Here is a 20,078-nt window from a genome sequence, read left to right on the forward strand (position 1 = left end):
AATCAATATAATAAAAAGGAGTGACGTATATGCCTCAAGCTGTAGTAGGGATACTTATGTGGGTTGTGTTTTTTGCAATATTTTATTTCTTCTTAATAAGACCACAAAAGAAAAAAGATAAACAATTAAAAGAAATGAGAGATAACTTAAGTGTAGGAGCTAAAGTTGTAACAATAGGTGGTATAGTAGCTAATGTAGCTAAAGTTGAAGAAGATGTTGTTATACTAGAAATCGGACCAAGTAGAACAAAAGTACCATTTGAAAAATGGGCTATAGCATCTACACAATCAGAATCAAAATAAAAATAAAATCAATAATTGTAATTACAAAACCTCCCCTTGAATATAATTTTATATGAAAGGGGGAGGTTTTTTTATGGAAAAATCAAGTAATATATTCAAAGGTTTAGGATATGCTTACATAATAACATTAGCAAGCTTATTAATTTATAATTTATTATTAACATTTACAAGTATTTCTTCAACTAGTATAGCTATGGCAACTTCGGCTATAACGACAGCATCTGCTGCATTTGGTGGATTTTATGCATCTATGAAAATAAAAGAAAAGGGACTTTTGTACGGGGTATTGGTTGGGTTAACTTACATATTATGTTTAATGATAGTAGTATTTTTAGCTAAAGATTCTTTCACATTTGAAATGACTACAGCATATAAAGTACTATTGACAACTTTGGCTGGAGGAATAGGTGGGGTTTTAGGGGTTAACTTTAAATAAATTTCCACTTATGTAAATTTTATGATATAATCAATAAAGGTTTATTAAGATAGGAGGTAGTTAAAATGGAAAAGAAGCATATAAAAACTTTATCTAAAGCTACTTTAAAAGAAAGTGCGGCAAAAGGTGGATGTGGAGAATGTCAAACATCTTGTCAATCTGCTTGTAAAACTTCTTGTACAGTTGCAAATCAAGAGTGCGAGAGATAATAAATTTATTATTTAACAAAAAGGCAGCTATATAAGCTGCTTTTTTTGAGTGAAATTGAAATATGTGGATATAAAAGATAAATAGTCTATAAACCTATTTATATGATAATATATAGATATAAACAAACTAGGAGGGCACATTATGAGTATGATACATAAGTTTTCAATGAACGGATACAATATAGTTTTAGACGTAAATGGTGGAGCTGTTCATGTTGTGGATGAGGTAGCATATAACTTATTAGACCACTACAAAGAAAAATCTTTAGATGAGATAATAAAAGAATTAAGTAAAAATTATACAGAAGATCAAATAAAAGAAGCATACAATGAAATAAAAACTTTAGAAGATGAAGGATTATTATATACAGTAGATACATATAAACATCATCCAAACTTTATTGATAGAAAAAAAGTTGTAAAAGCTTTATGTTTACATGTTGCACATGATTGTAACTTAAAGTGTGAATATTGTTTTGCAGCACAAGGAGATTTTGGTGGAGCTAAAGAATTAATGAGCTTTGAAGTTGGGAAAAAAGCTATAGATTATTTAATAGCTAATTCAGGAAACAGAAGAAATTTAGAAATAGATTTCTTTGGTGGAGAACCATTAATGAACTTTGAAGTTGTAAAACAACTTGTTGAGTACGGTAGAAGTGTAGAAAAAGAAAATAATAAAAACATTAGATTTACAATAACTACAAATGGTGTATTACTTGATGATGATAAAATAAAATATATAAATGAAAATATGCACAATGTAGTTTTAAGTTTAGATGGAAGAAAAGAAGTCAATGATAGAATGAGACCTACATTAAATGACAAGGGAAGCTATGACATAATAATGCCTAAGTTTAAAAAGCTTGTACAAAGTAGACCTAAAGATAAATACTATTATATAAGAGGAACTTTCACTAGAGAAAACTTAGACTTTTCAGAAGATGTACTTCATTTTGCGGATGAAGGGTTTGAACTTACATCAGTAGAACCTGTTGTAGATGATGAAAGTAATCCATTTGCATTAAGAGAAGAAGACATGGAAACAGTATTTAATGAATATGAAAAATTAGCTGTTAAGTATTCAGATAGATTATTAAACGGAGAAAACTTTAAGTTCTTCCACTTTATGATAGATTTAAACCAAGGACCTTGTGTAATAAAGAGAATAACAGGTTGTGGAGCAGGAAATGAGTACTTAGCAATAACTCCAAATGGAGATATTTATCCATGTCATCAATTTGTTGGTAAAGATGAATATAAGCTTGCAAATATAAATGATGAAGAAATAGTAATTCCAAGAGAGTTAACAGATACATTTAAAAATGCACATGTATATAGTAAAGAAGATTGCCAAAATTGTTGGAATAAATTCTACTGTTCAGGTGGATGTCATGCAAATGCAGTAAACTTTAATGGAGATGTAATGAAACCATATGAGTTAGGTTGTGAAATGCAAAAAAAACGTACTGAATGTTCTATAATGATACAAGCAAGATTAATGATAGAAGGGAAGTAGATAGAGTGATAAAGGGGTATAAAGGTAAAAAACCCACATTTGACTCAAGTGTTTTTATAGCAGAATCAGCAGATATTATTGGTGATGTCAAAATAGGAAAAAATGCAAATATATGGTATAACGCAGTTATAAGAGCAGATGAAAACTCTATAACTATAGGCGAAAATACTAATATACAAGATGGTACAGTTGTACACATAGAATATAATTGTGAAACTTTAATAGGAAATAATGTAACTGTAGGACATAAAGCTCTTATACATGGATGTAAAATAGGTGATAATAGTTTAATAGGAATGGGATCTATAATATTAGGTGGAGCGGAAATAGGAGAATATACATTAGTTGCTGCAGGAAGTTTAGTTCCTCCAAATAAAAAAATACCATCAGGAGTTCTTGTAAAAGGGTCTCCGGCACAAGTTGTAAGAGAACTTACAGAAGAAGAAAAACAAAATCTTGTTAATTCTGCATTAAAATATGTAGAAACTGCAAATAATTATAAATAGGTTAAGGAAAGGGGCAATATAAAATATATTGTCCTTTCTTCTCTTATAAATAATATTATTTAAACTAAGACTAGGGTGTGAAAAATGAAAGTAAGTTATAGACATTTAAAAAGATATAAAGAAATAGTTCGTATACTTTTAAAATATGGATTTAGTATTATAGTAGAAAAACTTAATATAGAAGGTGTAGCTTACAAGATTCCAATAACAAATCCGCCAGCAGAAATAAAGAATATGTCTACAGGAGAAAGGTTAAGAAGAGCTTTTGAGGAATTAGGGCCCACATATGTAAAATTAGGTCAAATACTAAGTACTAGAAAAGATTTATTAGATCAAAGCGTTATAAATGAGTTAGTAAAATTAAGAGATAATGTAGATGTATTTGACACTAATATAGCTATAAAGATATTAGAAGAAGAACTTAAGATGCCTATAAGTGATATTTTCCTAGAATTTAATTCTACGCCTATAGCAGCGGCATCCTTAGGTCAAGTTTATGAGGCTAAGTTAAAAAGTGGAGAGAGCGTAATAGTAAAAGTTCAAAGGCCAAAAGTAGAAAGTATAATAAAGTCAGATATAGAGATATTAAAAGCAATTGCAGGTGCTATTAAAGATTTTAATAAAGATTTAAATGTAGATATAGAAGGGATAGTTGAAGATTTTGAAACGCAACTTTTAAGAGAGTTAGATTATAATTTTGAGGCAATAAATGGACTTAAATTTCAAAATATATTCTCTGATACAACAGAAGTATATATTCCAAATGTATTTATGGAGTATACAACTAAAAGAGTGTTAGTATTAGAAAAAATAGTTGGAGTTAAACTTAGCGATATTGATAAAATGAAAGAGTTAGGTTGGGATACTAAAAAAATTAGCGAAATAGGAATGAATTCTTTATTTAAGCAAATATTTGAATATGGTTTTTTTCATGCAGACCCACATCCAGGAAATATATTTGTTATAAATGAAAATTGTATATCCTATATAGACTTTGGAATGATAGGTATAATAGATAAAAAGACGTTAAATATATTAAATTCTATTGCATTTGCTGCAGTGGATAAAAACATAGATAGAATTATATATTTACTTATGGAATTAGATATTATATCTTATGATACTAATTTAAGTGGATTAAGACAAGATTTACTTTATTTAATGCATTATTATTATGATGTTCCTATAGATAAGTTAAATTTAGGTGATATATTAAATGAAGTATTTAGATTTTGTAGAACTTATAAGGTAGCACTACCACCTCAGTTAGTTTTATTAGTAAAAGCATTGATAACTCTTGAAGGAACAGCTAGAGAACTCAATCCTAATTTTTCTATAACTATAGCTGGTAAATCATTTATGAAATATTACTATTTAAATAGATTAAACCCAGAAAATATATTAAAACAATCAAAGCAAAGTGCACAAGAAGCTATTGCAGATGTAAGAATAATACCTAGACAATTAAAAAGTATACTTAGAAATTTAGAAAAAAATAATATTAAACTTCATATAGAAGATGTGAAATTTTCTAAATTAGAAAAGATAATAACTGATTTAGCGACCCAATTATCTTTGAGTTTAGTTTTAGCAGCATTATTAGTAGGATCATCTTTAATAATAGCATCACCTAACATAAATAATAGTTTTTGGGTTAAAACACTAGCTTTTTCAGGGTTTATAGTTTCTTTTTTAGTTGGTATATTATTAGTTATAAAAATAATAAGATCTGAATATATAAAAAAATAGGGGGTGATTGTCTATGTTTAGCAAAAAATGGACACTTAAGTATAAAGGAAGTATAAAGGATTACGATTTAAATAAAAAAATGAAAATTTCCCCGGAAATAGGTCAGATATTAAAAAATAGAGGGATTAACAGCGAAGAAGATGCTGAAATTTTCATAAATCCATCTCTAGATTACTTAAGAGACCCATTTTTAATGAAGGATATGGAAAAAGCTGTATATAGAATAGAGTATGCTATAGAAAACAATCAAAATATATGGATATATGGAGATTATGATGTAGATGGGGTATCTTCAACTTCTGTACTATGTTTATATTTTGATTCTATAGGATTTCCAGTAAAATACTATATACCTAATAGATTAGAAGAAGGTTATGGGATAAATGAAGATGCCATAGGAGTTTTAAAAAATCAAGGGTGTGATTTGTTAATAAGTGTAGACTGTGGGATAACATCTGTAAAAGAAGTGGAATTAGCAAATCAATTAGGTATAGATGTGATAATAACTGATCACCATGAAGTACAAGATGAAATACCTAATGCTTATGCAGTTATAAATCCTAAACAAGAAAATTGTAATTACCCATTTGATATGTTATGTGGATGTGGAGTAGCATTTAAACTTATACAAGCATTAACTCCAGCAGAAGAATTTAAAACTTCTATGTATAATTACTTAGAGATTGTAACATTAGCAACTATATGTGATATAGTTCCATTAGTAGACGAAAATAGAATAATTGTTAAAAATGGGCTTAAGCTTATGAAAGATGGAATAAACTTAGGACTAAAAGAACTTATAAAAGTATGTGGAATAGATACGGATAAAATAGGTTCATCACATGTAGGATTTTCTATAGGCCCTAGAATAAATGCATCGGGAAGATTAGGTTATTCATATTTAGGAGTTGAATTATTTACAACTAAATCTAAAGAAGAAGCTATTGAAATAGCAAGTTTACTAGAAGATAAGAATAATGAAAGACAAATGATAGAAGCTAAAATGTATCAAGAAGCTGAAGATATAATTAATGGGGATGAAAGATATAAAGATGATAAGGTATTAGTAATAGCCAATAAAGGATGGCAACATGGAGTTATTGGAATAGTAGCATCAAAATTAACGGAAAAATATTACAAACCTACTATACTTTTAACTATAGAAGATGAAGAAGCTACAGGTTCTGCTAGATCAATAAAAGGTTTTAGCATATTTGATACCCTTGTAAAGTGCTCTGATTTGCTTGGAAAGTTTGGAGGTCATGAGCAAGCAGCTGGATTATCTATGGATAAAAATAATATAGACGAGTTAAGAAGACGAGTTAATGAAATAGCAGATTACAACCTTACAGATGAAGATATGATAGAAAATATATCTGTAGAATTTGAATTAAACGAAGGTTCTATAGATTTTAATTTAATTGAAGAATTACATAGCTTAGAGCCCTTTGGTATGAGTAATCCAAGCCCTAGATTCATAATTAGAGATTTAGAAATAAGATCTATATTTAGAATGGGTAAAGAAAAAAATCATCTGAAATTAAACTTAGAAAAAGATAAAGTATATGAATGTGTTGGATTTAACATGGCTTATATGGCTGAAAATTATGAGGTTGGAGATAAAGTAGACGTATTATTTCAACTAGATGAAAATAATTATATGGGAAATAGGAAAATACAGTTTTTGTTAAAAGATATAAGGCTCGCATATCCAAAGAATGCAAGTAAAAATATAAATAGTATAAAATTGTTTGAAAACTTAAAGCCATGTATAGAATCTAAAGATATAGAAAATATGAATGAAAATATAAATATATACGGAAGTAAAGATATAAATATATTTGATTACATAAATGATAAGAGTTTAATAATTGCCAACTCGATAAATGGATTTTTTAAAGCTGTATCAGATTTATCACTTACAGAATATGAATTTGATATAAATTATAATATTATAGAGAAGATAAACGACAAAGTTCAACTTATATTCTTTCCCTATATTGATAAAATAGATTTAAAAAGATATAATAATATTATTCTTTATGATTATTTATATAGTATAGAAGAATATTCGTTTTTATATGAATATACAAATAATCAATGTGAGATTATAAAGTATTATGATAAAAATGACTTAATATATATAAATAATATAGTAAATAGTATAATTCCAAGTAGAGAAGAATTTATAGCTTTATATAAACTTGTATCTAAATATAGAGAAGTTAAAATTAATATATTAGAAATTAAATCAAATTTAAATATAGCGCCTATAAAATTATTTGCTATGCTAAATGTATTTAAAGATTTAGAATTAATGAATTTTAATATAGATAATAAAAGCAATACTTTAAATATGGAAATTATGCCAAAGCCAAGTTCTAAGATTGATTTAAGTTCAAGTTTAATTTTACAAGGACTTAATCGACTTAAAGATAAATATAAACACAGCTATTAGGAGGATTTAAATGAACTTAAGAGATTCAATAAGAGAGATTAAAGATTTCCCAAAACCAGGTATAGGATTTAAAGACATAACAACTTTATTAAGCAACGGAGAAGCATTTAAGTTTGCCATAGATGAGATAATAGCAGATCTAAAAGATAAAAATGTTGATGTAATAGTTGGACCAGAAGCAAGAGGATTCTTAATGGGAACGCCAGTTGCTTACGGAATGGGCATAGGATTTGTACCAGTTAGAAAACCAGGTAAATTACCAGGAGAAGTAGAAAGCTTTGAGTATGGATTAGAGTACGGAACTGATACATTAGAAATCCATAAAGATGCAATAAAGCCAGGTCAAAGAGTTGCGATAGTAGATGATTTATTAGCTACAGGAGGAACTATGCAAGCTGCTGCTAAACTTATAGAAAAGTTAGGTGGAGAGGTTGTTTCTATGCAATTTTTAATAGAATTAGAAGAGTTAAAAGGTAGAGATAAACTATCTAATTATCATGTAAACTCACTTGTAAAATATTAATAACGTTCAATAGTTGGTAAAAAGCCAACTATTTTCATATATATCAAAATTTATACTATAAAATAGGTGGTACTATGCAAGATAAGCAATTACAAGAATTAATAGATAAGATAAAAACATATGCTCCTAATGGAGATATAGACCTAGTAAAAAAAGCCTATTACTATGGTAAAAAGGCACATGATGGTCAATTAAGAAAATCTGGGGAGCCATATTTTATACATCCAATAGCAGTTGCTAATATACTTTGTGATATGGAATTAGATATGCAAACTATAGCAGCAGGGTTATTACATGATGTAGTTGAAGATACTCAATACACATATGAGGATATAAAAAATGAGTTTGGGGAAGAAGTAGCAGACCTTGTTGATGGAGTTACAAAACTTGGGCAAATAAAGTATAAATCAAAGGAAGAGACACAAGCTGAAAATTTAAGAAAGATGTTTTTAGCTATGTCAAAAGATATTAGAGTTATACTGATAAAATTAGCCGATAGGTTACATAATATGAGAACCTTAAAGTTCATGCCTCCTGAAAAAGCAAAATCTAAAGCGAAAGAAACATTAGAAATTTACGGTGGAATTGCCAGTAGGCTAGGTATATATAAAGTTAAGTGGGAATTAGAAGATATCGCACTTAGATATATAGACAGTGAAGGATATTATGACTTAGTAGATAAAGTTGCTAAAAAAAGAAGTCAAAGAGAAGCTTATATAGAAAGAATAGTACATATTCTTAATGATAAATTTAAAGAAGTTAATATAAAATGTGATATATATGGAAGGCCTAAACATTTCTATAGTATATATAGAAAAATGAAAAATAAACATAAAGATTTTGAAGAAATATATGACTTAATGGCAGTTAGAATTATAGTTGATTCTGTAAAAGATTGCTACGCTGTATTAGGGATGGTACATACTTTATGGAAACCAATACCTGGAAGATTTAAAGATTATATTGCTATGCCAAAGCCAAATATGTATCAATCTTTACATACAATAGTTTTAGGACCGGACGGTGAGCCTGTAGAGATACAAATAAGAACAAAAGAAATGCATAATATAGCTGAGTACGGAATTGCAGCACATTGGAAGTATAAAGAAGGAAAAACAAATGTAAAAGAGAGTAAATTAGAAGAAAAACTACAGTGGCTAAGACAAATGATGGAGTGGGAAAAAGATCTAAAAGATCCTCAGGAGTTTATGGATGCATTAAAAGATGATGTATTTAATAGTCAAGTTTATGTATTTACTCCAAAAGGAGATGTAATAGAGTTACCAGCAGGATCAACTCCTATAGACTTTGCATATAGAGTACATACTAATGTAGGAAATAAATGTGTAGGAGCTAAGATTAATGGAAGAATAGTTCCCCTAGACTATAAATTACAAAATGGTAATATAGTTGAAATATTGACTTCTACGAATTCTAATGGACCAAGTAGAGACTGGATTAATTTAGTACAAACTCCTAATGCTAAATCTAAAATAAGACAGTGGTTTAAGAAAGAACGAAGAGAAGAAAATATAGAGAGAGGAAATGTAATTTTAGAAAAAGAATTTAAAAAATATGCAATACCTACAAAAGATGCTACAATTGAAAAATATATGATTCAGATGGCTAAAAAATTCAATCAGCCTACAGTAGAAGATTTGATTGCTACTATAGGATATGGAGGAATAATGCCATCTCAAATAGTTCCAAAAATAAAAGAACTTTATGAAAAAGAAGTTGTAAAGAAAACACCAGATACTAAACAAATAGATGATATAAATAAGCATAGTATAGGAGAGCAAGAATATACTAAAAAAAGAAAGAAATCATCACCACAAGGAATTATAGTAAAGGGATTAGATAATATATTAGTTAGATTTGCTAAATGCTGTAATCCAATACCTGGGGATGATATTATTGGATATATAACAAAAGGTAGAGGAGTTGCAGTTCATAGAAAAGATTGCCCAAACTCTAATTTAGATGATGAATATTTCAAAAATAGATTAGTAGAAGTTTCTTGGGAAACATCAAATAATACTAAGTTTGAAGCTGAGATACAAATACAAGCTGAGGATAGAAGAGGTATTATAAATGATATAACTCATATTGTAGCAATTGAGAAGATAGCATTAAATGGCATAAATGCTAGAAAAGGGAAAGATAGTGTTATTAATGTAAATTTACTTGTAGAGGTTGAAAGTATAGATGCATTAAGTCTTTTAATGAAAAAGATTAAATCAATTCCAGGAGTAGAGGAAATTTATAGAGTTATAAATTAAGGAGGAACTAATGAGAGCTGTAGTTCAAAGAGTATCTTCTTCAAAAGTTACAGTAAATGAAAATACAATTGGAAGTATAAACAAAGGATTACTTGTATTATTAGGTGTAACTCATGAAGATACAAGTTTAGATGTGGATTATTTATTAGAAAAGATAGTAAATTTAAGAATATTTGAAGATGAAAATGAAAAAATGAATTTATCACTTAAAGATGTGAAGGGAGAACTTTTGGTAGTTTCCCAATTTACATTATATGGTGATTGTAAAAAAGGTAGAAGACCTAATTTTACAAATGCTGCAAAACCAGATTTAGCTACTAAGTTGTATGAAGAATTTATAAAAAAGGCTATTAAAGAAGGTATAAAAGTTGAAACTGGTGAATTTGGAGCTCATATGATGGTAGAATTAGTAAATGATGGACCTGTTACTATGCTTATAGATTCAGAAAAAAATTTTTAAGGGGGATAAAGTTATGATAATAGAAAAATTTACAGATCACTTATTTGGAGAAAATACTTACCTAATAGCAGATAAAAATACAAGAGAAGGTGCTGTTATAGATCCAGGTGGAGATGTAAAAGATTTAATAAAGTATGTAAAAGACAATTTTATAGAAGTTAAATATATAATTCTTACTCATGGACATGGAGATCATATTGGTTGTGTACCTGAATTAAAAAAAGCTACAAATGCATGTATAATAGCACATAGTGATGAAAAAGAAATATTATTAGATAAAAAGAAAAATTTAAGTTACAGAATGCACTGTGGACCTACTGAATTTGAGGCTGATAAATATGTTAATGAAGGTGACAGTATAAATTTAGGAGATTTAAAACTTAAATTTATACATACACCAGGGCATACTAAAGGTGGTATGTGTATAAAGGTAGGAAATCACATGTTCACAGGAGATACTTTATTTGCAGGAAGTATGGGTAGAACTGATTTATATAGTGGAGATAATAAACAAATACAAAAATCATTAAGTAGATTAAAAAATTATGAAGATGATATAATTGTATACCCAGGGCATGGACCAAATACTACTATGGGCATAGAAAAAGCTACCAACCCATATATGGTATAATGGGTCTTTGTTAAGACTAAAGAAAAAGGAGTAGTTTAAATGTTAGGTGTTAAGTTACAAGGACATGACTACAAGTATGAAGTTGCAGAATTATTAAAATTATTTACTACTCAATTTAAATTTATAAATAGTAATGATGAATTTGAAAAAATTTTAATAAATGAAGTTATTATAAAAGATAAACAAATAGAAAGTATAACTAAATTCTATGAAAATAAGGAACTAAAAATTTGCAAATCAGAAAGTTTTGATACAAATTTAATAAATAAAGAAGATATAAAAAAAGGTACAAAAACAATAATAAAAAGAAGTATATTTAATGTTTTAGATGAATTATTTAAAACTTATGTACCTTGGGGTATTTTAACGGGAATAAGACCTGTTAAAATAGTACATAACTTATTAGACCAAGACTTAAGTGAAGAAGATATAAGAGAAAATCTTAAAAATAATTATTTAATAAAAGATGAAAAAATAGATTTAGCTTTAGATATAGCAAAAAGAGAAAGGGTATTTATATATCCAATTGATAAAAATAAAATATCTTTATATGTAAGTATACCTTTTTGCCCTACAAGATGTGTGTATTGTTCATTCCCAGCTAATCCTATGAAACAATTTGGTCATCTAAGAGACAAATATGTAAAAGCACTTATAAAAGAGATAAAAGGTTTAGCGAAACTTTTAAAAGATACTAATAAAGATATCGAAACTCTTTATATAGGTGGTGGGACACCTACTGCCTTAGAAGCTAATCAACTAGATGTATTGATTAAAGCTTTATTTGAAGAATTAGATTTAAGTAATATAAAAGAATTTACAGTTGAAGCTGGTAGACCAGATACTATAACTAAAGAAAAGCTAGAAGTTATGAAAAAACATAATGTCACTAGAATAAGTATAAATCCTCAAACTATGAATAATGAAACATTAGCTAAAATAGGAAGAGATCATAATGTTGACGATATAATAAATTGTTTTAAGATGGCTAGAGATTTAGGGTTTGACAATATAAATATGGATATTATATTAGGATTAGTTGATGAAGATTTAGAAATGGTTAGAAATACTTTAGAAAAAATAAAAGAACTGTCACCTGAAAGTCTAACTGTACATACTTTAGCTATAAAGAGAGCATCTACATTAAAAGAAAATCTTGATAAATATGAGCTTACAAGATATGAAGAAATGATAAAAATGATTGATTTATCCATGGAATATGCAAAAGATATGGGATTAAATCCATATTATATGTATAGACAAAAACATATGCTTGGAAATCTTGAGAATATAGGATATGCTAAAGAAGGCTTTGAATGTATATATAATATTCAAATAATGGAAGAAAAACAAAGCAATTTAGCTGTAGGTGCAGGTGCAATAAGTAAGTACGTCTATGTAGATGAAGATAGAATAGAAAGAACTGATAATGTTAAGAATGTTGAACAATATATAGACAGAGTTGATGAAATGATAGAAAGAAAGGTAAAGGAGGTATATAAAAATGTTAACTAAGGCTCCAAGAGGGACAAAAGATATAACTCCAAAAGATGCATATAAATGGAATTATGTTGAAAATAAATTTAGAGAAATTTGTGCGCTATTTGGATATGAAGAAATAAGAACTCCTATATTTGAACATACGGAATTATTCCAAAGAGGCGTTGGAGAAACAACAGACGTTGTTCAAAAGGAAATGTATACTTTTGAGGATAAAGGACAAAGAAGTATAACACTAAAACCGGAAGGAACTGCTGGGGCAGTAAGAGCATTCATAGAAAATAAGATGTATGCAGATACTCAACCAACAAAGTTATTCTATCAAACTCCTTGTTTTAGATATGAAAGACCGCAAGCAGGAAGACAAAGACAATTCCATCAATTTGGAATAGAAACATTAGGTAGTGATAAACCTTCTATAGATGCAGAAGTTATAGCGCTAGCAGTGCAGTTTTTCAATGAGGTAGGATTAAATAATTTACAAACGTGTATAAACTCAGTTGGATGTCCTACATGTAGAGCAAAATACAATGATATATTAAAATCATATCTTGATTCTAAAAGTGATGTATTATGTGAAACTTGTAATGAAAGAAAAGAAAAAAATCCAATGAGAGTTATAGACTGTAAAAATCCAGTTTGTAAAGAAAATTTAGTGGATATACCATATATGATAGACCACTTATGTGATGATTGTAAAAATCACTTTGAAAAAGTTCAAGAGTATTTAACTGAAATGGGAATAAACTTTAAGATTGATAAAACTATAGTTAGAGGTCTTGATTACTACAAAAAAACTGCATTTGAGATAATATCAACAGATATAGGAGCACAAAGTACAGTTTGTGGTGGTGGAAGATACGATGGATTAGTAGAGCAACTTGGAGGACCTAAAGGAGTAAGTGGTATAGGTTTTGCCCTTGGTGTTGAGAGATTATTATTGACACTTGAGAATAATAATATAGAAATAGAAAATCCTAAAGCTACAGATATATTTATTGCAACTATAGGAGAGAATGCTCAAGCTAAGAGCTTTAAGATATTAAAAGATTTAAGAGAAAATCACATAAGTGCAGATAAAGACCACTTAGACAGAAGTTTAAAAGCTCAGTTTAAATATGCAGATAAATTAAATGCTAAATATACTATAGTCATAGGTGATGATGAGTTGTCTAATGATGAGGTTAAGCTTAAAAATATGGCTACATCAGAACAAACAACTATAAAACTAAGTGAGATAGTTACAGAATTAAAAAATAGATTATAATTTCAATATATGGAGGGCAAGTTATGGAGACTCTAAATGGACTAAAGAGAACTCACTACTGTGGAGACTTAAGAGAATCTAATATAGATGAAGAAGTTGTACTTATGGGATGGGTACAAAAGAAAAGAAACTTAGGAGGATTAGTATTCGTTGACCTAAGAGATAGAAGTGGAATTTGTCAAATAATATTTGATACAGACGTAAATGCAGATGCTTTTGCTAAAGCTGAAAAATTAGGCTCTGAATATGTTATAGCTATAAAAGGTAAAGTTGCTGAAAGATCATCTAAAAATCCTAATTTACCAACTGGAGATATAGAAGTATTTGCTACTGAGTTAAGATTATTAAATAAATCAGAAACACCACCTATATATATAAAAGATGATGATAATGTATCAGAAGAGTTAAGACTTAAATATAGATACCTAGATTTAAGAAAACCATCTATGCAAAAGAATTTAATATTAAGAAGTAAGGTTGCAAATATAGTTAGAAATTACTTAACAGAAAATAATTTCTTTGAAATAGAAACTCCCTTTTTAATAAAGCCAACTCCAGAAGGAGCTAGAGATTATTTAGTTCCAAGTAGAGTTAATGAAGGAAAATTCTATGCATTACCACAATCACCACAATTATTCAAGCAATTACTAATGGTAAGTGGTATGGATAGATACTTCCAAATAGTTAAGTGTTTCAGAGATGAAGATTTAAGAGCAGACAGACAACCAGAATTTACTCAAATAGACTGCGAAATGTCTTTTGTTGAACAAGAAGATGTTATGGCTATAATGGAGAAAATGGTACAAAGAATATTTAAAGAAATTTTAAATGTTGATGTTAAGTTACCACTTAAGACTATGACTTATGCTGAGGCTATGGAAAGATATGGTTCAGATAAACCAGATACTAGATTTGGGTATGAATTAACTGATATATCTGATATAGTAAAAACTTGCGGATTTGGAGTATTTGCTAATGCTGCTAAAGATGGAAGTGTAAGAGGTATAAATGTTAAAGGAAAAGCTGAAGATTTCTCTAAAAAACAAATAGGTAAACTAGAAGATCATGCTAAAACTTATAAAGCTAAAGGTCTTGCTTGGATAAAAGTAGGAGAAAATAGAGAGGTTACATCTCCTATAGCTAAGTTCTTCACAGCAGAAGAAATGACAGCTATATTAGACAGAATGGATGCTAAAGAAGGAGATTTATTACTATTTGTTGCAGACAAAGATTCTGTAGTATTTGATGCATTAGGACAAGTAAGATTAGAAGTTGCTAGAAGATTAAATATATTAGATAACAATGTTTATGAAATGTTATGGGTAACTGAATTCCCATTATTCGAGGAAGATGAAGAAACTGGAAGAATGATAGCTAAACATCACCCATTCACATCACCACTTGATGAAGACTTAGAAGGAATTGAAGGAGACGATAAAGCTTCTTTAAGAGCTAAGGCTTATGATATGGTTATAAATGGATATGAAGTAGGTGGAGGAAGTGTTAGAATATTTAATTCTGACGTACAACAAAAAATGTTTAAAGCATTAGGGTTCACTGAAGAAGAAGCACAAGAGAAGTTTGGATTCTTATTAGATGCATTTAAATATGGAACTCCTCCTCATGCAGGGATGGCATTTGGATTAGATAGACTTATAATGATACTTGCTGGAACTACTAATATTAAAGATGTTATAGCATTCCCTAAAAATCAAAGTGCAGTATGTCCTATGACAAATGCACCTGCAATTGCAGATGAAGCTCAACTAGAAGAGTTAAATATAAAAGTAGATATAAAAGATAAAGAGTAATAGTTAATAAATACTGCTAAATTAATTTGGCAGTATTTATTTTTTTTATTAAAATGGTATATAATATAATATAAGAACAGAGAAGAGGTTGATATATGGATAAGAAATTAGCTAGTACTAATGACAAAGATTTAATTATTAAAAGGTTAAATAGGATTGAAGGCCAAGTAAAAGGAATTCAAAAAATGGTTGAGGATGAAAGATATTGTGTGGATATTTTAGTTCAGATATCTGCTATAAGATCTGCTATAAATAAAGTAGGAAATATTATTTTAGAAAATCATATTAAAGGTTGTGTGGCTAATTCTATAAAAGAAGGTAATTTTGAAAAATCAGATGAACTAATATCTGAGTTAATGCAAACTATAAATAAATTTACTAAATAGGGGGATAAATATGAATCAACATGGGTATGTAATAGAAATAGTAGATAGTATAACTGCGAAGATAAAAATGCAAAAGCATTCAGCGTGTGCATCTTGTGGTAAGTGCGCATCATCTACAGATAAAAAAGATATAATTGTTGAAGTAGATAACACATTAGGTGCTAAGGTCGGAGATTATGTGGAGGTAAATATGGACTCTGTAAATGTAATTAAAGCAGCATCCATAATTTATGCTATACCGCTAATAGCGCTTTTGGGGGGAACTATTTTATCTTATAAGGTGTTAAGTTGTTTTGACATACCATTTAATATAGAAGTAATAAGTGGAGGTATAGGTGTATTATTAACTATACTATCTTATTTAGCTATAAAGAGTAGAGATTTTAAGTTTAGAGAAAGTAGAAACTACATACCTATAATAACTAAAGTGATAGACAATATAGATATATAAAAGAGGAAGCAATATAGCTTCCTCTTAATTTTTTACAAATCATCATTTTGGTCTAAATCGTTATCCTCAGTCATTATATTATTTTCATAATTAGAATCTTTCTTTGTAGTTACATGGTTAAAGCTAGATACAGATTTTTTTAGTTTTATTGTATTTATAGTTTTAACAAATGAAGTTACAATTAATACTCCAAGAGATATAGCTCCACCGACCAATAAAGCAGTTACACCTGTAGATGTAGCTAGCTCATAATTTTCTTGAACAAGATACAACATAGTATTGTACATACCTAATCCAGGAACTAGAGGTATTATACCTGGTATTATAAATACAATAGCAGGTTGTTTTAAATATCTTGCAGATACCTCGCTTAAAATTCCTACAATTGTAGCAGGTACAAAATTTGATAAAATAGGGTTATCTGTTAGTTTAAATAAGTAAACATATAAAACCCAACCTATAGCACCTATTAAGCCTGCATAAGGTAGTGATCTTTTAGGAGCACTTAAGAATATAGAAAAACCTATAGTACAAATAAAACTAAATATAAAATGTAAATATAGAGGCATAGAACTCATTATAGTACACCCCCTAATTTAAGCCATACATCAAGAACAAATCCTACACCAACAGCAATGGCAACAGCAGTTAAAGTGGCATCAAATGCTCTTGCTACACCAGATATTAAATCCCCAGATATAAGATCTCTTAACCCTTTTATCAAAGAGACCCCAGGAAGTAGAGGCATTATTGAGCCGACAATAAGAGTATTAGGCTGACTTAAAAATCCAATACTTGACAAAGAAGTACCAATTACAGCTATAAATATAGCTGAAGTTAATGTTGCAAATGAAGGTATAGAGCTTATACTAAACATTTTATCAAATATTATAACTGCAAAAATAGATGTTATAAATGTAAAGATGAAATCTACCAATGTACACCCTAATAAGACTGAGAAGCAAGCAGAGCCAAGTCCTGTGCCAACATAAACCACCCATTGATTATAAGATTTTACTTTTTCAATATCTTTAAGTAAAACTATAGCATCTTTCGTAGATAAATTTTTATTAGAAACAAATTCTCTAGAAAACGCATTTAAAAGATCAATTTTGTTTAAATTAATACCTCTATTTTTTATAGTTTTCATAAAAGTAATTCCATCGAATCTTTCATCTGAAATAATTATTACTGTAGGAGAAGTAAATACATTTACATGTTGATATCCTCTAGAGTTACAAATTCTAAGTATGGTATCTTCAACTCTATAAGTTTCAGCGCCATTTCTTAGCATGAGTTCACCTGTGAAAAGTGCAAGTCTAAAGATATCTTTTTTTCTATCTTGATCATAATTAAACTCTCTATCCAAAACTACACCTCCAAAATAAATATAATAATAAAGATTATATCAAATATTTAAACATAAATACATGTATTTATTTAGTATATATCTACATTTAAGTTAAGTTTGAATTTGCTAAATTTACTAAATAAATCTAATTTTGAAAACTATTTCAAATAGGAATATTAAAGATCAAAAATAGTATATATATATTAGGAGTTTATAAACAATAGCCTTATGAGTATATATTTATTTATAAAGAAAGGATGATTAAATGTTTGAAAATTTAAAAAAATTTGATAAAGATATTTATGAAAGTATGGAAAGAGAATTACAAAGACAAAAAAGAAATATAGAGTTAATAGCATCAGAAAATATTGTATCTATGGCTGTTATGGAAACTATGGGAAGTCATCTTACAAATAAATATGCAGAAGGTTATTCAGGAAAAAGATACTATGGAGGATGTGAACATATAGATGAAGTAGAAACATTAGCTATAGAAAGATTAAAAAAAATATTTAATGCAGAACATGCAAATGTTCAACCTCATTCTGGAGCAAATGCAAATATTGGGGTTTATTTTGCTATATTAAAGCCGGGAGATAAAGTAATGGGGATGAATTTATCTCAAGGAGGACATTTAACTCATGGTTCACCAGCTAATATATCAGGCCAGTATTTTAAATTTACAGAGTATGGTGTAAATATAGAAGATGGAAGAATAGATTATGATGATATAAGAAAAAAAGCTCATGAAATAAAACCTAGATTAATAGTTGCAGGGGCTAGTGCTTATCCAAGAGAAATAGACTTTAGAAAATTTAGGGAAATAGCAGATGAAGTGGGAGCTATGCTTATGGTAGATATGGCTCATATAGCTGGCCTTGTGGCTGCGGGACTTCATCAAAACCCATGTGAGGTAGCAGATTTTGTTACAAGTACAACTCATAAAACTTTAAGAGGTCCTAGAGGGGGTATAATACTTTGTAAAAAAGAATACGCCAAAGCTATAGATAAAGCTATATTCCCAGGAACTCAAGGAGGACCATTAGAGCATATAATAGCTGCAAAGGCAGTTGCATTTAAAGAAGCTTTAGAACCTGAGTTTAAAGAATATCAAAATCAAGTTGTAAAAAATGCTAAAAAGCTAGCAGAAGAACTAATAAAAAGAGATTTTAAATTAATTACAGGTGGAACAGATAATCATTTAATATTATTAGCTTTAACAAATAAGAATATAACTGGCAAAGAAGCTGAGAAAAGATTAGATGAAGCTTATATAACAGCTAATAAAAATACGATACCGTTTGATCCAAATGGAGCATTTATAACTAGTGGTATAAGATTAGGCACACCTGCAGTAACTACTAGAGGGATGAAAGAAGAAGATATGGTAGATATAGCAGAGGCTATAGATTTATGTTTAACTTATAATAAAGAAAAAGAAGCAAGGGATAAAGTAGTAGAATTGACAAATAAATATCCTTTATACAAAGAGTATGAAATATTTAAAAAGTAGACTTTATATTGTGAGATCAAAGGGGCTAAGATAGTATTTAAATCTTGGCCTTTTTTGAGGTTATAGCTTTATTATAAAGGCATGTTTTAGGGTTACATTAATAGTACTTTTTCTAAAAATAAAAAAATTAAATTAAATTTTAAAAAAGTATTGACCATATTAAATTAAGGTGGTATAGTAATACTTGTCCTTAAGAAAAGGGCAAAGACAAAATGAACTTTGAAAATTAAACAGTAGGTTAATTATAAAAATTCTTTTTAAAGAATTAAACAACAAACAACCAAGCCAGATATTCAGATAATGATAGCTGAGCGATGGACAACTTTTATTTGAGAGTTTGATCCTGGCTCAGGATGAACGCTGGCGGCGTGCCTAACACATGCAAGTCGAGCGATTCTCTTCGGAGAAGAGCGGCGGACGGGTGAGTAACGCGTGGGTAACCTGCCCTGTACACACGGATAACATACCGAAAGGTATGCTAATACGAGATGATATATAAAAGTTGCATGACTTTTATATCAAAGCTTTTGCGGTACAGGATGGACCCGCGTCTGATTAGCTAGTTGGTAAGGTAACGGCTTACCAAGGCGACGATCAGTAGCCGACCTGAGAGGGTGATCGGCCACACTGGAACTGAGACACGGTCCAGACTCCTACGGGAGGCAGCAGTGGGGAATATTGCACAATGGGCGAAAGCCTGATGCAGCAACGCCGCGTGAGCGATGAA

The 20,078-nt window shown here is 29.1% G+C and carries 19 protein-coding genes and 1 rRNA gene; 18 read left to right on the forward strand and 2 right to left on the reverse strand.

The window, feature by feature from the left end; genetic code table 11:
- The first annotated feature begins 29 nt into the window (after positions 1-29).
- The 16 genes from yajC to H8891_RS11365 all read left to right on the forward strand — a co-directional run bounded on the left by yajC (position 30) and on the right by H8891_RS11365 (position 16,487).
- Complete coding sequence (gene yajC, locus H8891_RS11290) at positions 30-302, forward strand: preprotein translocase subunit YajC (protein ID WP_147547224.1); 273 nt, start codon at positions 30-32, stop codon at positions 300-302.
- 73 nt (positions 303-375) lie between these two features.
- On the forward strand, positions 376-738 hold the full coding sequence (locus H8891_RS11295) for a TIGR04086 family membrane protein (protein WP_147547226.1): 363 nt from the start codon (positions 376-378) through the stop codon (positions 736-738).
- A 65-nt stretch (positions 739-803) separates the two neighbouring features.
- A complete protein-coding gene (gene scfA / locus H8891_RS11300) occupies positions 804-947 on the forward strand; it encodes a six-cysteine ranthipeptide SCIFF (protein ID WP_021122491.1) in 144 nt (47 codons plus the stop codon).
- A 142-nt stretch (positions 948-1,089) separates the two neighbouring features.
- Positions 1,090-2,463: a thioether cross-link-forming SCIFF peptide maturase gene (gene scfB / locus H8891_RS11305; protein ID WP_187006527.1), complete on the forward strand. Its 1,374-nt coding sequence runs from the start codon at positions 1,090-1,092 to the stop codon at positions 2,461-2,463.
- 5 nt (positions 2,464-2,468) lie between these two features.
- Complete coding sequence (locus H8891_RS11310) at positions 2,469-2,969, forward strand: gamma carbonic anhydrase family protein (RefSeq protein ID WP_330594195.1); 501 nt, start codon at positions 2,469-2,471, stop codon at positions 2,967-2,969.
- Positions 2,970-3,053: 84 nt separating this feature from the next.
- Positions 3,054-4,718 (forward strand): ABC1 kinase family protein, encoded by a 1,665-nt coding sequence (locus H8891_RS11315; RefSeq protein WP_187006529.1) that lies wholly within the window; start codon positions 3,054-3,056, stop codon positions 4,716-4,718.
- Positions 4,719-4,731: 13 nt separating this feature from the next.
- Complete coding sequence (recJ, locus tag H8891_RS11320) at positions 4,732-7,176, forward strand: single-stranded-DNA-specific exonuclease RecJ (protein WP_187006530.1); 2,445 nt, start codon at positions 4,732-4,734, stop codon at positions 7,174-7,176.
- Positions 7,177-7,186: 10 nt separating this feature from the next.
- Positions 7,187-7,699: an adenine phosphoribosyltransferase gene (locus H8891_RS11325; protein ID WP_147547236.1), complete on the forward strand. Its 513-nt coding sequence runs from the start codon at positions 7,187-7,189 to the stop codon at positions 7,697-7,699.
- A gap of 74 nt (positions 7,700-7,773) precedes the next feature.
- Positions 7,774-9,981 (forward strand): RelA/SpoT family protein, encoded by a 2,208-nt coding sequence (locus H8891_RS11330; protein WP_187006531.1) that lies wholly within the window; start codon positions 7,774-7,776, stop codon positions 9,979-9,981.
- 10 nt (positions 9,982-9,991) lie between these two features.
- On the forward strand, positions 9,992-10,441 hold the full coding sequence (gene dtd / locus H8891_RS11335; protein ID WP_187006532.1) for a D-aminoacyl-tRNA deacylase: 450 nt from the start codon (positions 9,992-9,994) through the stop codon (positions 10,439-10,441).
- A 13-nt stretch (positions 10,442-10,454) separates the two neighbouring features.
- Positions 10,455-11,072: an MBL fold metallo-hydrolase gene (locus H8891_RS11340; RefSeq protein ID WP_187006533.1), complete on the forward strand. Its 618-nt coding sequence runs from the start codon at positions 10,455-10,457 to the stop codon at positions 11,070-11,072.
- A 39-nt stretch (positions 11,073-11,111) separates the two neighbouring features.
- The gene (gene hemZ, locus H8891_RS11345) at positions 11,112-12,587 is read left to right on the forward strand and encodes a coproporphyrinogen dehydrogenase HemZ (protein WP_187006534.1); all 1,476 of its coding nucleotides are present in this window, start codon (positions 11,112-11,114) and stop codon (positions 12,585-12,587) included.
- Positions 12,577-13,839 carry a histidine--tRNA ligase gene (gene hisS / locus H8891_RS11350; RefSeq protein ID WP_187006535.1) on the forward strand — a complete coding sequence of 421 codons (1,263 nt, stop codon included), beginning with the start codon at positions 12,577-12,579 and terminating at the stop codon, positions 13,837-13,839. Before hemZ ends, hisS begins: the two co-directional genes overlap by 11 nt.
- Positions 13,840-13,862: 23 nt before the next feature.
- Positions 13,863-15,650 carry an aspartate--tRNA ligase gene (gene aspS / locus H8891_RS11355; RefSeq protein ID WP_187006536.1) on the forward strand — a complete coding sequence of 596 codons (1,788 nt, stop codon included), beginning with the start codon at positions 13,863-13,865 and terminating at the stop codon, positions 15,648-15,650.
- Positions 15,651-15,745: 95 nt separating this feature from the next.
- Positions 15,746-16,036 (forward strand): metal-sensitive transcriptional regulator, encoded by a 291-nt coding sequence (locus H8891_RS11360; protein WP_147547250.1) that lies wholly within the window; start codon positions 15,746-15,748, stop codon positions 16,034-16,036.
- 10 nt (positions 16,037-16,046) lie between these two features.
- Positions 16,047-16,487 (forward strand): SoxR reducing system RseC family protein, encoded by a 441-nt coding sequence (locus H8891_RS11365; RefSeq protein ID WP_187006537.1) that lies wholly within the window; start codon positions 16,047-16,049, stop codon positions 16,485-16,487.
- Between the two features lie 32 nt (positions 16,488-16,519).
- Here the strand turns inward: H8891_RS11365 and H8891_RS11370 are convergent, their stop codons facing one another.
- Together H8891_RS11370 and H8891_RS11375 are read right to left on the reverse strand one after the other, a co-directional pair.
- Positions 16,520-17,065, reverse strand: coding sequence for a threonine/serine exporter family protein (locus tag H8891_RS11370; protein ID WP_187006538.1), 546 nt, complete (start codon positions 17,063-17,065; stop codon positions 16,520-16,522).
- Positions 17,065-17,856, reverse strand: coding sequence for a threonine/serine exporter family protein (locus tag H8891_RS11375; RefSeq protein WP_276510626.1), 792 nt, complete (start codon positions 17,854-17,856; stop codon positions 17,065-17,067). The genes H8891_RS11370 and H8891_RS11375 overlap by 1 nt, the downstream gene beginning before the upstream one ends.
- A gap of 247 nt (positions 17,857-18,103) precedes the next feature.
- Here H8891_RS11375 and H8891_RS11380 point away from each other — a divergent pair, with 247 nt between their 5' ends.
- Positions 18,104-19,351, forward strand: a complete 1,248-nt coding sequence (locus tag H8891_RS11380) for a serine hydroxymethyltransferase (protein WP_187006539.1) — start codon at positions 18,104-18,106, stop codon at positions 19,349-19,351.
- A gap of 325 nt (positions 19,352-19,676) precedes the next feature.
- Positions 19,677-20,078 (forward strand): 16S ribosomal RNA (locus tag H8891_RS11385); the annotation flags it as partial.

The organism is Paeniclostridium hominis, from assembly GCF_014306135.1.
GTDB classification, from domain to species: domain Bacteria; phylum Bacillota; class Clostridia; order Peptostreptococcales; family Peptostreptococcaceae; genus Paraclostridium; species Paraclostridium hominis.